The sequence below is a fragment of the Paracoccus aestuarii genome (genome assembly GCF_028553885.1).
Taxonomy (GTDB): Bacteria; Pseudomonadota; Alphaproteobacteria; order Rhodobacterales; family Rhodobacteraceae; genus Paracoccus; species Paracoccus aestuarii.
The window spans coordinates 1,667,060-1,682,194 of the sequence record NZ_CP067169.1 but is presented as its reverse complement, the minus strand read 5'-3'; the positions used below and the strand labels follow the sequence as shown (position 1 = coordinate 1,682,194).

The 15,135-nt window shown below is 68.3% G+C and carries 13 protein-coding genes; 5 read left to right on the top strand and 8 right to left on the bottom strand.

Annotated elements, in window-relative coordinates; genetic code table 11:
- Positions 1-18 precede the first annotated feature (18 nt).
- Both JHW48_RS08645 and JHW48_RS08640 read left to right on the top strand, forming a co-directional pair.
- Positions 19-426: a DUF983 domain-containing protein gene (locus JHW48_RS08645; protein WP_119885062.1), complete on the top strand. Its 408-nt coding sequence runs from the start codon at positions 19-21 to the stop codon at positions 424-426.
- Positions 369-1,088: an NUDIX domain-containing protein gene (locus JHW48_RS08640; protein WP_119885063.1), complete on the top strand. Its 720-nt coding sequence runs from the start codon at positions 369-371 to the stop codon at positions 1,086-1,088. Before JHW48_RS08645 ends, JHW48_RS08640 begins: the two co-directional genes overlap by 58 nt.
- Positions 1,089-1,091: 3 nt before the next feature.
- Here JHW48_RS08640 and JHW48_RS08635 read toward each other — a convergent pair whose 3' ends face one another.
- From JHW48_RS08635 to JHW48_RS08600, 8 genes are all read right to left on the bottom strand, one after another.
- Entirely contained in the window at positions 1,092-1,862 is a 771-nt protein-coding gene (locus tag JHW48_RS08635; RefSeq protein ID WP_119885064.1) for an enoyl-CoA hydratase-related protein, read from the bottom strand.
- 68 nt (positions 1,863-1,930) lie between these two features.
- Complete coding sequence (locus tag JHW48_RS08630) at positions 1,931-2,392, bottom strand: cytochrome c-type biogenesis protein (protein WP_119885065.1); 462 nt, start codon at positions 2,390-2,392, stop codon at positions 1,931-1,933.
- On the bottom strand, positions 2,389-4,356 hold the full coding sequence (locus tag JHW48_RS08625) for a heme lyase CcmF/NrfE family subunit (protein ID WP_119885066.1): 1,968 nt from the start codon (positions 4,354-4,356) through the stop codon (positions 2,389-2,391). The genes JHW48_RS08630 and JHW48_RS08625 overlap by 4 nt, the downstream gene beginning before the upstream one ends.
- A gap of 102 nt (positions 4,357-4,458) precedes the next feature.
- Positions 4,459-4,995 carry a holin family protein gene (locus tag JHW48_RS08620; RefSeq protein WP_119885067.1) on the bottom strand — a complete coding sequence of 179 codons (537 nt, stop codon included), beginning with the start codon at positions 4,993-4,995 and terminating at the stop codon, positions 4,459-4,461.
- On the bottom strand, positions 4,986-5,597 hold the full coding sequence (locus JHW48_RS08615) for a holin-associated N-acetylmuramidase (protein ID WP_119885068.1): 612 nt from the start codon (positions 5,595-5,597) through the stop codon (positions 4,986-4,988). The genes JHW48_RS08620 and JHW48_RS08615 overlap by 10 nt, the downstream gene beginning before the upstream one ends.
- 94 nt (positions 5,598-5,691) lie before the next feature.
- Positions 5,692-6,141 (bottom strand): cytochrome c maturation protein CcmE, encoded by a 450-nt coding sequence (gene ccmE / locus JHW48_RS08610; RefSeq protein ID WP_119885118.1) that lies wholly within the window; start codon positions 6,139-6,141, stop codon positions 5,692-5,694.
- A 25-nt stretch (positions 6,142-6,166) separates the two neighbouring features.
- Positions 6,167-6,979: a glutamate racemase gene (locus tag JHW48_RS08605; protein WP_119885069.1), complete on the bottom strand. Its 813-nt coding sequence runs from the start codon at positions 6,977-6,979 to the stop codon at positions 6,167-6,169.
- 64 nt (positions 6,980-7,043) lie between these two features.
- Complete coding sequence (locus JHW48_RS08600) at positions 7,044-10,433, bottom strand: indolepyruvate ferredoxin oxidoreductase family protein (RefSeq protein WP_119885070.1); 3,390 nt, start codon at positions 10,431-10,433, stop codon at positions 7,044-7,046.
- A gap of 161 nt (positions 10,434-10,594) precedes the next feature.
- On the opposite strand from JHW48_RS08600, the gene JHW48_RS08595 reads away from it, so the two are divergent.
- From JHW48_RS08595 to JHW48_RS08585, 3 genes are all read left to right on the top strand, one after another.
- Positions 10,595-11,500 (top strand): LysR family transcriptional regulator, encoded by a 906-nt coding sequence (locus JHW48_RS08595; RefSeq protein WP_119885071.1) that lies wholly within the window; start codon positions 10,595-10,597, stop codon positions 11,498-11,500.
- Between the two features lie 312 nt (positions 11,501-11,812).
- Complete coding sequence (gene purL / locus JHW48_RS08590; RefSeq protein ID WP_119885072.1) at positions 11,813-13,993, top strand: phosphoribosylformylglycinamidine synthase subunit PurL; 2,181 nt, start codon at positions 11,813-11,815, stop codon at positions 13,991-13,993.
- Positions 13,990-15,135, top strand: coding sequence for a bifunctional 2-C-methyl-D-erythritol 4-phosphate cytidylyltransferase/2-C-methyl-D-erythritol 2,4-cyclodiphosphate synthase (locus JHW48_RS08585; protein ID WP_119885073.1), 1,146 nt, complete (start codon positions 13,990-13,992; stop codon positions 15,133-15,135). The genes purL and JHW48_RS08585 overlap by 4 nt, the downstream gene beginning before the upstream one ends.

Genomic DNA, 15,135 nt, shown 5'->3' with positions numbered 1-15,135 from the left:
CCGCGCAGAGGACAGGTCATGACCGCAATGCCCGCCACCCAGACCGAACGACCCACCGGCCAGGCCATGCTGCGCGGCGCGCGCGGCCGCTGCCCGGCCTGCGGCCAGGGGCGGCTCTTCAGCCGCTATCTGAAGGTCGCCGACGACTGCCCCGATTGCGGCGAGGCGCTGCATCATCAACGCGCCGATGACGGGCCGGCCTATCTGACCATCCTGATCGTGTCGCATCTGGGGGCGCCGATCCTGCTGGCCTCGTTCATGCTGTGGCGGCCAAGCGCGATGACGATGATCCTGGCCTTCGGGATCGGGGCGATCGTGATGTCGCTGGCGATGCTGCCGGTCATCAAGGGGGGCATGGTCGGCCTGCAATGGGCGCGGCGGATGCATGGCTTCGGCGGCCGGTCCAGCAGCGGCGTCGGCGCGTGACCGAGGTCCGCCCCGCGGCCACCATTCTGGTCATCCGCCGCGACGGCGACGGCCCGGCGGTCCTGATGGGCATGCGCGGCGCCTCGGCGGTCTTCATGCCGTCGAAATTCGTCTTTCCCGGCGGCGCCGTCGATCCGGAGGACGGCGATGTCCGGCTGGCCCGCCCGCTGGCCGCCGCCTGCCGCCAGCGCCTGTCGGATGCGGGCCTGCCGCCCGACACCATCGCCGCCGCCGCGCTGCGCGAATTGGCCGAGGAGACGGGCCTGCTGATCGGCCGCCCAGGCTCCGCCCCCGAAGGCTGGCCCGGCCATCGCGGCGCGGGGCTGGCGCCCGATGCGGGCGCGCTGACCTACCTGTTCCGCGCGATCACCCCGCCGGGCCGGCCGCGCCGGTTCGACGCGCATTTCTTTCTGGCCGATGCCGCCGACATCACCGGCGATCCCGACGATTTCAGCGCCGCCTGCGACGAGCTGTCCCATCTGCGATGGGTGGCCCTGGATCAGGCGCGGTCGCTGGATCTGCCCTTCATCACCGAGGTCGTGCTGGCCGAGCTGGCGCAGATGATCCGCGACACGCCGCGCGACCATCCGCTGCCCAAGCCCGCGACGGTGCCCTTCTTCGACAATCGCGGGCCGTCGCCGGTCTTTCGCCAGATCGCCTGAGGGTCAGGCGCCGCGAAAGACGGGGCGGCGCTTTTCCAGAAAGGCGGTGACGCCCTCGACGAAATCGGCGCTGCGCCCGGCCTGACCCTGCAGGCGGGCCTCCAGTTCCAGTTGCGCGGAAAGGTCGTTGGCGGTGGCGGCGGCCAAGGCCTCGCGGATCGACAGAAAGGCTCCGGTCGGGCCCTGCGCCAAGACACGGGCGCGGTCGCGGATGACGCCTTCGAAGTCGGCATCCGGGACGGCCTGCCAGATCAGGCCCCAATCGGCGGCCTGTCGCGCCGGGACGGGTTCGGCGAACAGCATCATCCCCATGGCGCGGGCATGGCCCACGGCGCGGGGCAGGATCCAGGTGCCGCCCGCATCCGGGATCAGCCCGATCCGGGTGAAGGCCTGGATGAAGCTGGCGCTTTCGGTGGCGATCACCACATCGGCGGCCAAGGCCAGGTTTGCCCCCGCCCCCGCCGCGACCCCGTTCACCGCCGCGATCACCGGCACCGGGCAGGTCGTGACGGCGGCCAGCATGGGTTCGTATTCGTCGCGCAGCGTCGCCTCCAGATTGGCGGCGGCGGCGCGGTCGGTCAGGTCCTGGCCCGAACAAAAGCCCCGCCCCGCCCCGGTCAGGACGACCGCCCGCACCTCGGGCGCCAAGGTGGTCAGCGCCTCGGTGATCTCGGCCCGCATGCGGCTGTTCAGGGCGTTCATCACCGCCGGACGGTTCAGCGTCAGCGTGGCGACGCCATCCTCGACCTGAAACTGGATGGTCTCGAAATCCATGCAATCCTCCCTTGGCTCTAGGGCCGGATCATGCAGGAAAACGCCCCGGGGAAAAGCGCGACCCCGCGTCAGCCGTCGCGCATGATCTCGGCCAGGCGGCGGCGCTCATCCTCGGACAGGTCCTCGACAGCGGGGGCCGGGCGGTTGCGGTTGCGCAGAAACAGCCCCGCGGTGATCAGCGCGACCAGCGCCATCAGCGGCCCCGCCCACCACAGGATCAGGTTCGCCCCGCGGGCCGGCGGCTCGAACAGCACGAATTCCCCGAAACGGTCGGCCACGGCCTCGACCACCTCGCGGTCGCTGTCGCCCGCCACCAGACGCTCGCGCACATAGAGCCGCAGGTCGCGGCTGATGGGCGCGTTGGATTCGTCGATATTCTCGCCCTGGCAGACCGGGCAGCGCAGCTTCTGCGAGATCTCGCGCGCGCGGGATTCGAGGCCCGCATCCGCCAGGACCTCGTCGGGCTGGACGGACCAGGCGGGCGGGGCGATCAGAGCCAGGATCAGCGCGACGCGTGCCAGCCGGGTCATTCGGCCGGCACCGCATCGTCGCGGCGCGGGGCGCGGGCCGCGCCCGCCGCCACCCGGTATCGCCGGTCGGTCAGGCTGATCAGCCCGCCAAGCGCCATCAGGATCGACCCCGCCCAGATCCAGTTGGCGAAGGGCTTGACATAGGTGCGCACCGCCCAGCCCCCGTTGGGCTGTTCATCCCCCAGCACGGTATAGAGATCGCGCCAGAACCCGTAATTGATCGAGGCCTCGGTCGTGGGCATGTTCTGCACCGGATAGACCCGCTTTTCGGGGTTCAGCATGGCGACCGGGCGGCCGTCGCGGGTCGCCTCGATCTGCGCCATCTGCGAAAAGTAGTTCGGCCCGTCCACCCGATCGACCGAGCGCAGCACCAGGTCATAGCTGCCGACGCGGAACGGCTCGTCGATCTGGGCGACGCGCACGTCCTCGACCTGCCAGGCCTGGATCAGCGCCACCGCGATGAAGGTGACCCCCAGCCCCGCATGGGCCACGGCCTTGCCCCAATCGGCCCGCGGCAGGCGCAGCAGGCGCGCGGGCCCGGAATTGCCGGTCCGCAGCCACAGCTCGGACAGCGCGCCGAAGATCAACCAGGATCCCAGCCCCGCCCCGATCACCGCCAGCCCGCTATTGCCGGTCGAGACCGCGAAGACCAGCACCATCACCGCCGCCGTCAGCACCAGCGCGCCGCGCAGCGGGCGCAGGGTGCGGCCCAGCTTGGCGCGTTTCCACGGCATGATGGACCCCAAGGGCAGCGCCAGCGCCAACACGATCATGAAGGGCGTGAAGGCCTGGTTGAAGAAGGGCGGCCCCACCGACAGCACGCGGCCCCAGACCATCTCGGCGATCAGCGGCCACATCGTGCCGATGAAGACGACGAAGCAGGACACGGCCAGCAGCACGTTGTTCAGGACCAGCGCCCCTTCGCGGGACACGGGCGCGAAGACGCCCTTGGCCGTCATCTCGGCCGCGCGGAAGGCATAGAGCGTCAGCGCGCCGCCGGTGAAGAAGACCAGGATCGCCAGGATGAAGATGCCGCGTTCGGGATCGTTGGCAAAGCTGTGGACCGATGTGATCAGCCCCGAACGCACAATGAAGGTCCCGATCAGCGAAAAGCCGAAGGCCATGATCGCCAGCAGGATTGTCCAGCTTTTCAGCGCCTCGCGCTTTTCGACGACGATGGCAGAATGCAGCAGCGCCGCGGCCAGCAGCCAAGGCATGAAGCTGGCATTCTCCACCGGGTCCCAGAACCAGAAGCCGCCCCAGCCCAGCTCGTAATAGGCCCACCAGGACCCGAGCGCGATGCCGATGGTCAGAAACACCCAGGCCGCCAGGGTCCAGGGCCGCACCCACCGCGCCCAGGCCGCGTCCACCCGCCCCTCGATCAGGGCGGCGACGGCAAAGCTGAAGGCCATCGAAAGGCCCACATAGCCCAGGTAGAGGAACGGCGGATGGAAGGCCAGGCCCGGATCCTGCAGCAGCGGGTTCAGGTCGCGCCCGTCGAAGGGCGGGTTGCCCATGCGCCAGAACGGGTTCGAGGTGAAGATGATGAAGGCGTAGAAGGCCGCGCTGACCGAGGCCTGCACCGCCAGCACCCGCGCCTGCAGGCTGGGCGGCAGATTGCCCCCGAACAGCGCCGCCGCCGCCCCGAACAGCGCCAGGATCAGCACCCAGAGCAGCATGCTGCCCTCGTGATTCCCCCAGACACCGCTGATCTTGTAGATCAGCGGCTTGCTGGTATGGGAATTGGAATAGACCAGCTGGACCGAGAAATCCGAGGTGACGAAGGCGATGGTCAGCGCCGCGAAGCTGACCGCCATCAGCAGCAGCTGCGCCAGCGCCGCCGGTCGGGCGCTGTCCATCCAGCCGTACCAGCCCTTGGCGGCACCGACCATGGGCACGGTCATCTGATAGATCGACACCATGAAGGCGAGGATCAGGGCGAAATGGCCTATTTCAGCGATCATCTGCGGGCAACCTCCGTTGAGGCGCCAGCATAAGGACGGGCCGAAGGCGGGGAAACCCCTCCCTTCGGCCCATCGGTTCAGTTTCGCGTGCCGGGCTGCGGCCTAATCGCGCAGCGTGGCCGCCCAGTCCCGCAGGGCGGCATTGTCGGCGAAGGCATCGTCGGGCCGGACGGTCGGCGCGGCGGGCGCCGGAGCGGTGCCAGGGACGATGGTCGTCTCCTCGGTGATGCGGGCGGGCCAGACGCGGTGGCGGAAGTGATGCGCCTCGCGCGCGCCGAAATAGAACCCCACGATCGCCCCCAGCAGCCACCAGAGCGGCTCGGGCACCCGCTGCAGCCCGTCCATGCGCAGCCCGAAGCCCGCGGGCTCGACCATGGCATAGATGAACAGCCCCATCGTCCCCAAGGCCAGCAGCGGACGCGGCAGGCGGTTCAGCCCGTTCACGAACCCGTCGAACCAGCCCTGCCGGGGGATCATGAATTCCTGGCCGTGCTGGCCGATGGCGCGGGCATAGGCCTCCTCGTCCAGCTCCATCCGGCGGGTGGCGTTCTGGGTGAAGACCTCGGCCATGCCGGTGGCGGCCTGGCCCAGGGCGGTGACGGTGGGGGCGACCCCCAGGATGCGTCCGATCATGCCCATTTGGCGGTCCTCGCACGGTGTTCGGCGGCGCTCAGGTGGTAATGCGGGGCGATGAATTCCTCGGCCCGGGTGATCCAGCCGCCCTTGCCGCCGGCCTTGGTGCGGGCGAACTTGCGGCTGGCGGGGCGCTGATCGGCCAGCGCATAATAGTAGTTGCGCCGCGCGATCCCATAGGCATCGGCCAGGTGGCGCGGCGCGGCCTCGGCCGCGTCACGGGCGGCGGCGATGGTGCGCGGGCCAATCACCCCGTCATCGGTCGCGGGAAAGCCCATCCGCGTGATCAGCCGCTGCAGGATCTTGACCGCGTTGGCGCCCGCATTGACATACATGTCGAAGACGCTGGCCTGCACCGGTTCCGGCAGTTCGGCCAGGCGCGGGCGGCGAAAGTAATGTTCGACGAAGATCTGTTCGGCCTGGGCGCGGGTCAGGGCGCGGACATCGGCCGCGTCGATGCGCCCGTCGCGGTTTACGTCCATTCCCAGGCTGCGCAGGGTGCCGATGGTGACCCCGTGATTGGTGGCCCCGCCGGGATCGTCGGGATCGTTGACGAACCCCCCTTCGCGCGCGACGATCTCGCGCGCAATCCGTTCGACGCTGTGCATGGTTCCCCCGATGGCTGCTGCGGCCGGGATGCGGCCGTGACGGGGAATGCTGGACCGCAGCCTTTAACGCGCCGTTAACCCTGCGCGCGTTGCGTCAGCCGTTGGGGTCTTGGTAGTGGCCGGTGGCCTTCAGCGTCTCGACCACCTCGCGCGGCATGTAGGTCTCGTCATGCTTGGCCAGGATCTCGCGCGCCTCGAAGCGGCCGTCGCGATACCAGCCCTTGGCGATGGTGCCCTGGCCTTCGCCGAACAGGTCCGGACGCGGCGATCCGCCGACATAGGTCACCGGGATCTCGGCCGCGCCGTCGGTGATGACGAAATCGAAGGCCACCCCTTCGAGGTTGCGGATCGAGCCTTCCTTGACCAGGCCGCCCAGCTGGAAGAACTCGTCCGGTTCGGGCGCCGCCTCGCTAACCTGGCTGGGCGAGCGATAGAGGTTGATGCCGTCGCTGAAGCCATAGCCGATCAGCCCCACCGCCACGACCAGCGCCAGCGCCCCGGCCGCCAGGACCTGGATGCGGCGCTGCTTCTTCAGGGATTTCATGCCGGCCATGGGGCCCTCCTCTGGTTCAGGCGGCGGCGAACCGGATCGGGCGCCGCATGAACTGCGTCGCCTTGCCCGAGACGCGGTCCGGGTCGCCCGTGGTCAGATAGTGCGATTGCGTGCCCGGCCCGACGAATTCGGGCCTGCGGGTCAGATAATCCGCCAAGCTCTCGGCGACCAGCCCCGCCTGGCTGAAGACCGTGACATCGGGCCCGAGCGCGCGCTGGAACGCGTCCTGCATCAGCGGGTAATGCGTGCAGCCCAGAACCGCGGCCTCCGGGTGGGGCATCCGGCGCTTCAGTGCCTCGACATGGCTGGTCACCAAGGCCTCGGCCAGGATTTCATCACCCATTTCAATGGCATCGACGACGCCGCCGCAAGGCTGCGCCTCGACGTCGACGCCCACGGCGCGAAAGGCCAGCTCGCGCTGGAAGGCGCGGCTGGCGACGGTCGCGGGGGTCGCGAACAGCGCGACGTTGTTCACGGCCACGCGACGGGGCGGCGAATTGTCGCCCCAGGCCCGTTCGGTCAGCGCCTCGATCATCGGGACGAAGACGCCCAGCACGCGCTTGTCGGCGGGCAGCCATGTCTCCTGCATGCGCTTCAACGCGGCGGCGCTGGCCGTGTTGCAGGCCAGGATCACCAGATCGCAGCCCTCGGCCCAGAGCCGTTCGACCCCCCGGCAGGTCAGGTCGAAGATGTCGTCCGCCGTCCGCACGCCATAGGGCGCATGGGCATTGTCGCCCAGATAGACCAGCGGCAGGTCGGGCAGGCGCGCGGCGATGGCCTGATGGACGGTCAGCCCGCCCAGACCCGAATCGAATACACCAACCGCCATGTGAACCCTCCGCCCGCGTGGCGCCCTTCATAGGACGCCACGCATGATTTGAAAATGATTCAGATCATTCAGCGGCTTCACGGATGGGTGCGTGGCCCGACCGGAACTGGGCCAGCAGCTCGGCCCGCCGGGCGGCCGCGCGTTCGGCGGCGGCGGCCTTGACCGGGCCGAAGCCGCGCACCGATTGCGGCAGCTGGGCCAGCTCCAGCGCGACGGGCATGGTGTGATCGGTGACGCCGGCAAAGATCTCGGCCATGTCGGCCTCGAATTCGCGGATCATCGCGCGTTCATGCCGCCGTTCCGCCGCATAGCCGAAGACGTCCAGCGGCGTGCCGCGCAGCCCCTTCAGCGCGGCCAGCACGCGAAAGGCGCGGAACATCCACGGCCCGAATTCGCGCTTGGCCGGGCGGCCATCCGCATCCTTGCCCGGCAGCATCGGCGGGGCCAGGTGCAGCGACAGGCGGACATCGCCCTCCCACCGCTCGGCCACTTGGGCGGCGGTGGCCAGATGCAGCCGCGCGACCTCGTATTCGTCCTTGTAGGCCAACAGCTTGTAATAGCTTCCTGCGACGGCGTCACGCAGCTGGGCCGGGGCCTGATCGACCAGCTTGCGGAAGCGTCGCGCCAAGCGGCGGCCCTGATAGCCGACCAGCCGTTCCTCGCGCAGCGCGACGGGATCGGCGGGGATCTGCGCCACGGGGGCTGGCCTGCGGGCCTGATCGGGAAAGGCCATGGCCCACCGCCCGATGCGGAAGGCGCGCTGGTTCGCCTCGACCTGGGCGCCGTTCAGGCGGATCGCGTCCAGGATCGCCGCCTCGGACAGCGGGATCAGCCCCTGCTGCCAGCAGGCTCCCAGCACCAGCATGTTGGAGAAGATCGAATCCCCCAGCATCCGCAGTGCCAGGTCATTGGCGTCGAAGAACGCCACCCGGTCCGACAGCCGCGCCTGCAGCGACATGCGCAGCCGGTCCGAGGGCACACGGAAATCGCGGTCGCGGGTGAAATCGCCGGTGATGATCTCGTGATCGTTGACCACCGCGCCGGTCCGGCCGCGGGTCATCAGGCCCACGGTCTTGGCCCCGGCGGACACGACCAGATCCCCACCGATCACGCAATCGGCCTCGCCCGTCGCCACGCGGATGGCGGTGATGTCCTCGGGGCGTTCGGCCAGGCGCAGGTGGATATGGACCGCGCCGCCCTTCTGGGCCAGGCCCGCCATCTCCATCATGCCGGCGCCCTTGCCGTCCATATGCGCGGCCTGGGCCAGCACCGCGCCCACGGTGACGACACCGGTGCCGCCCACGCCGGTGATGACGATGTTATGCGTGCCCCGGATCGCGGGCAGCGCGGGATCGGGCAGCGTAGGCAGATCGAAGGCCTCGGCCTTGGGGCGGCGCAGCGTGCCGCCGCGCACCGATACGAAGCTGGGGCAGAAGCCCTTGACGCAGCTGTAATCCTTGTTGCAGCTGGATTGCTCGACTTGGCGCTTGCGGCCCAGATCGGTGTCCAGCGGCACGATCGACACGCAGTTCGACTGGACCGAGCAATCGCCGCAGCCCTCGCAGACCTCCGGGTTGATCCAGATGCGGCGATCGGGGTCGGGGAACTGGCCCTTCTTGCGCCGCCGACGCTTTTCCGCCGCACAGGTCTGGATATAGAGGATCGCGCTGACCCCCTGGCGCGTCTCCAGCTCGCGCTGGACGGCCATCATCTGCGACCGCTCCTCGATCCGCATGCCGGAGGGGTAATGCGCGGGATCGACCTCCTCCTTTTCGTCATGCACGACGATCACCGGATCGACGCCCATGGCCTGCAATTCGCGGGCAATCTGGGGCGCGGTCAGCCCGCCCTCGTTCGGCTGGCCACCGGTCATCGCGACGGCATCGTTATAGAGGATCTTGTAGGTGATATTGGTCCCCGCGGCCAGCGCCGCACGGATCGCCAAGGACCCCGAATGATTATAGGTTCCGTCGCCAAGGTTCTGAAAGACATGGGTTCTTTTGCTGAACGGCGCCTCGCCGATCCAGTTCGCCCCCTCGCCGCCCATATGGGTGAAGCCCTCGGTCTCGCGGCCCATCCACTGGACCATGTAGTGACAGCCGATCCCCGCATAGGCGCGGCTGCCCTCGGGCAGACGGGTCGAGCTGTTATGCGGACAGCCCGAACAGAACCAGGGCGTGCGGGTCGCGATCTCCGGGGCGTTGTCGTTGCGGCGCACCTCGGCCAGCCGGGCCAGGCCCGCGCGCACGGCCTCGGTGCCGCGGCCCTCCTCGACCAGGATCGCGCCGATCTTCTGGGCGATCATCACCGGGTCCAAAGCGTAGCGGGTGGGGAACAGCTCCTCTCCCGTTCGGTCATGCTTCCAGCCATGGACGCGACGGCCCCGGCGGTTGTCGAAGATCGCCTCCTTCAGCTGGACCTCGATCAGCTTGCGCTTCTCCTCGACGCAGACGATCAGTTCCAGATCCTCGGACCATTCCTGGATGGATTTCATGTCCATGGGCCAGGTCTGGCCGACCTTGTAGGTGGTCAGGCCCAAACGCTCGGCCTCGGTCTCGTCGATGCCCAGAAGCGACAGCGCATGGACCAGGTCCAGCCAGTTCTTGCCCGCCGCGACAAAGCCGATCCGCGCCCCGGACCGGCCCCAGACCCGGCGGTCGATGCGGTTGGCGCGGGAAAACGCCTCGGCCGCCCACCGCTTGTGGTCGATCATCCGCGCCTCCTGGGCGACGGGGGTGTCGCCAAGCCGGATGTTCAGCCCGCCCTCGGGCAAGGCACGCTCGGGGGTCACGAACTGCATGCGGAACGGATCGCCGTGGACCACCGCCGTCGCCTCGACCGTGTCCTTCATCGTCTTCAGACCCGTCCAGACCCCCGCATAGCGCGACAGCGCGAAACCATAGAGGCCGTAATCCAGGATCTCCTGCACGCCCGCCGGCGACAGCACCGGAATATAGGCGTCGATCATCGCCCAGTCCGACTGATGCAGCACGGTCGAACTTTCGCCCGTATGATCGTCGCCCATCGCCATGACCACGCCGCCATGGCGAGACGAGCCGGCCATGTTGGCATGGCGCATCACGTCGCCGGTGCGGTCCACGCCCGGGCCCTTGCCGTACCACAGCGCGAAGACGCCGTGGTGGCGCCCCTCGCCACGCAACTCGGCCTGCTGGCTACCCCAGATGGCGGTGGCGGCCAGATCCTCGTTCAGGCCGGGCTGGAACCGGACCTGCGCCGCCTCCAGGCGCTTGGCCTCGCGCATCATGGCCAGATCGACACCGCCCAGGGGCGATCCGCGATAGCCGGTGACCAGCCCCGCCGTGTCCAGCCCCGCCGCTTTGTCGCGTGCCGCCTGCATCAGCATCAGCCGCACCAATGCCTGGGTTCCGTTCAACAAGACGTGGGTCTTCGACAGATCGAAACGATCCGCCAAGGTGAATTCATGGCTGCTCATGGCTGTGTCCTCCTGTGCCTTGCGGCTCCCCAAGGACAGTATAGGTCAGAATGGCTGACTAAAGAACCAAAAAATCGGTGCTTGACGAAGCGATCAACGATCCGCAGTTGGAAGGAAAGGTCTGCAAATCGCGCATGGCTGACAGGGCAGGAATGTAAAGGATGGATTGGGACAAGCTCAGGATCTTTCACGCGGTCGCGGATGCGGGCAGCCTGACCCATGCCGGCGACGTGCTGCATCTGTCGCAATCCGCCGTCAGCCGCCAGATCCGCGCGCTGGAGGAATCGCTCGGCACGACCCTGTTTCACCGCCATGCGCGGGGGCTGATTCTGACCGAACAGGGCGAATTGCTGTTCGAGGCGACGTCCTCTATGTCGCGCAAGCTGGACAGCGCCTCGGCCCGCATCCGCGACAGCGAGGAAAACGTCTTCGGCGAATTGAAGGTCACGGCCACGGTGGGCTTCGGCACGCTGTGGCTGGCCCCGCGGCTGGTCAAGCTCTATGAGAAATTCCCAGACCTGCGCATCGACCTGCTGCTGGAGGAACGCGTGCTGGACCTGCCCATGCGCGAGGCGGACGTGGCCATCCGCATGAAGGAGCCCAGCCAGTCCGACCTGATCCGCCGCCGCTTGCTGAACATCCGCATGCGGCTCTATGCCAGCCCCGACTACATTGCCCGCAACGGCGCGCCCGAAAGCCTGACCGACCTGGCCGCGCATCGGCTGATCTGCCAGAAGCCCGATCAGCCCCAGGTCGCCGCCGGCGCCCGCCTGGTGCAGGAGCTGATGGCCCAGAATGTCGGATCGACCCTGACCGTGAACAACTATTTCGGCGTGCTGCAGGCGGTGCTGGCCAATCTGGGCATCGGCGTGCTGCCCGATTACCTGACCGCCGACCATCCCGATCTCGTGCGCGTCTTTCCCGACACGGAATCCGGCGAGGTGCCGGTCTTCCTTGCCTATCCCGAGGAACTGCGCCAGACCCGCCGCGTGGCGGTCTTCCGCGATTTCGTGCTGGAGGAGATCCAGGCCTATCGCCGTTTCCAGAGCGAGGCCGGCCAGCTCTGACCTGCCCGTTCCGGTGGCAGACCGGCCCCGGATCGGCAGATTTCAGCCCAGGGTTGTAGCCATTACGCCACTGCATGGCCGATATGCTGCGGATGCAGCGCGGTTTATCTTGAACCGTTCACAAACTGCACATAGATCGGGCTTAGAAGGCGAACGCGAGCTTAGCGGCTCATCACCTTCTACCTCCCTGTTGGACTTAGGCCGGGCCTCGTGCCCGGCTTTTTTTTGTCGCGCGCCCGGGTCGTGCGGCCTTTCCATGCGGGCCTGCAGCGCCTAAAAGGCGCGTGATTTCATGCGCAGGAAGGGCCCATCATGCAGGAACCGCAGGTCACACCGGAACTGATCGCCGCGCACGGGCTCAAGCCCGACGAATATGACCGCATCCTGCAGATCATCGGCCGCGAACCCAGCTTCACCGAACTGGGCATCTTCAGCGCCATGTGGAACGAGCATTGCTCCTACAAATCGTCGAAGAAATGGCTGCGCACCCTGCCGACCGAGGGTCCGCAGGTCATCTGCGGGCCGGGCGAGAATGCGGGCGTCGTGGATATCGGCGACGGCCAGGCCGTGGTCTTCAAGATGGAGAGCCACAACCACCCCAGCTATATCGAGCCCCATCAGGGCGCCGCGACCGGCGTGGGCGGCATCCTGCGCGACGTCTTCACCATGGGTGCGCGGCCCATCGCGGCGATGGATGCGCTGTCCTTCGGCCTGCCCAGCCATCCCAAGACCGCGCATCTGGTCAAGGGCGTGGTCGAGGGCATCGGCGCCTACGGCAACGCCTTCGGCGTGCCCAATGTCGGCGGCGAGGTGCGTTTCCACGAAAGCTATAACGGCAACTGCCTGGTCAACGCCTTCGCGGCGGGCCTCGCGGATGCGGACAAGATCTTCTATTCCGCGGCCTCGGGCGTCGGAATGCCGGTGGTTTACCTTGGCGCCAAAACCGGCCGCGACGGCGTCGGCGGCGCGACCATGGCCAGCGCGGAATTCGACGACACGATCGAGGACAAGCGCCCCACCGTCCAGGTCGGCGACCCCTTCACCGAAAAATGCCTGCTGGAGGCCTGTCTGGAGCTGATGGCCTCGGGCAGCGTGATTTCCATTCAGGACATGGGTGCGGCGGGCCTGACCTGTTCGGCGGTCGAGATGGGCGACAAGGGCGGCCTCGGCATCAAGCTGACCTTGGACCACGTCCCGCAGCGCGAGACGAACATGACCGCCTATGAGATGATGCTGTCGGAATCCCAGGAACGGATGCTGATGGTCCTGAAGCCCGAAAAGGAGGCCGAGGCCCGCGCCATCTTCGAGAAATGGGACCTGGATTTCGCCATCGTGGGCGAGACGATCCCCGAGGACCGCTTCCTGATCCTGCATGGCAATCAGGTCATGGCCGACCTGCCGCTGTCGAAACTGTCCTCCTCGGCCCCGGAATATGACCGCCCCTGGGTGGAAACCCCGCCCGCAGGCCCCGCGCCCGATCTGCCGCAGATCGCGCCCATCGCGGCCCTGCGCGCCCTGATCGGCAGCGTGAACCACGCCCACAAGGCCTGGGTCTGGGAACAATACGACACGCAGGTCGGCGCCGACACGATCCGCCGCCCCGGCATGGGCGCGGGCGTGGTGCGTGTCCATGGCACCCGCAAGGCGCTGGCCTTCACCAGCGACGTGACGCCCCGCTATGTCCGCGCCAACCCCTATGAGGGCGGCAAGCAGGCCGTGGCCGAGGCCTGGCGCAACCTGACCGCCGTGGGCGCCCTGCCCTTGGCCACCACCGACAACCTGAATTTCGGCAATCCCGAAAAGCCCCAGATCATGGGGCAGCTGGTCGGCGCCATCAAGGGCATCGGCGATGCTTGCCGGGCGCTGGACTTCCCCATCGTCTCGGGCAACGTCTCGCTTTACAACGAGACCGACGGCACGGGCATCATGCCCACCCCCACCATCGGCGGGGTCGGGCTGATCGCGGATCTGGACGACATCATCGCGGGCCTGCCGCAGGATGGCGACGTGGCGCTGGTCATCGGCGACACGGCCGGCCATCTGGGCCAATCCGCCCTGGCCTATGAGGCCTTCGGGATCGAGACCGGCGACGCCCCCCCCGTCGATCTGGCCGCCGAGCGTCAGCATGGCGAATTCCTGCGCGCGAACCGCGCCCATCTGGCTGCCGCGACCGACCTGTCCGATGGCGGCCTGGCCTTGGCCGCCTTCGAGATGGCCGAGGCGGCAGGCATCGGCATCACCCTGGACGACGCCGACATCGCGCAGCTCTTTGGCGAGGATCAGGCCCGCTACCTGGTCGCCTGCCGCCCGGATGCTGCCGATGCGCTGGTCGCGACGGCCGGGGATGCGGGCGTGCCCGTCCACCGCGTCGGCCGCTTCGGCGGCGATGCGGTGCGCTTCGGCGGCGATGCGGCGCCCTTGGCGGACCTGTCGCAGCTCTATCGCTCGGCATTCGCCGATGCGATCGGCGGCGACATGCCCAATCACGCATGACGGTCCGCGCGCCTGCGGGCTTTGCGGCGCTGATCACGGCGGCGGGACGGGGCATCCGGGCGGGCGCGGGCCAGCCCAAGCAATGGCGCGACCTGGCCGGCCGCCCGGTGCTGGATCACACAATCCGCGCGTTTTCGGGCTTTGAGCGGATCGTGCTGGTCGTGCATCCTGATGACATGGACCACGCCATCAACCGCTATGGCGGGGCGGTCACGCTGGTCGCGGGGGCCGACAGCCGCGCCGCCAGCGTCCGCGCGGGCCTGACCGCGTTGGAGGGTCAGGCCAGTCATGTCCTGATCCATGACGGCGCCCGTCCCCTGGTCCCCGATGCGGTGATCGCGGGCGTCATCGCGGCCCTGCAGGACGGCGCGCAGGCGGCGGCCCCGGCTTTGCCCGTCTCGGACGCGCTGTGGCGGGGCGACGGGGGGCGCGTGACGGCGACCACCCCGCGCGACGGGCTGCATCGCGCGCAGACGCCCCAGGGCTTTGCCCTGCCCGTCATCCTGGCCGCGCATCGCGACCATCCGCTGCAGGCCGCCGATGACGTGGAACTGGCCTTGGCAGCCGGGGTTGAGGTTGCCATCACCCAAGGTGCCGAAGACAACCTGAAGATCACCTTTCCCGACGATTTCACGCGCGCCGAGCGCATCCTGAGGACCGATATGGATATCCGCCTTGGCAATGGTTACGACGTGCATGCCTTCACCCAAGGCGATCATGTGACGCTCTGCGGTGTGCGCGTGCCGCATGATGCGGCCCTGCTGGGTCATTCGGATGCGGATGTGGGGATGCACGCGCTGACCGATGCCATCTATGGCGCGCTGGCACAAGGCGATATCGGGCGGCACTTCCCGCCCTCCGACCCGCAATGGAAGGGCGCCGACAGCGCGATCTTTCTGGCCCATGCGGCGACGCTGGCCCGCGACAAGGGCTATCGCATCGCCAATGCCGACGTGACCCTGATCTGCGAGGCGCCCAAGATCGGCCCCCATGCCGCCGCCATGGCCCACCGCCTGTCCCAGATCATGGGGCTGGAGGAATCGCGCATCAGCGTCAAGGCGACCACATCCGAACGGCTCGGCTTCACCGGGCGGCGCGAGGGGATCGCGGCGATCGCGACCGCCGCCCTGATCAAGGAATAG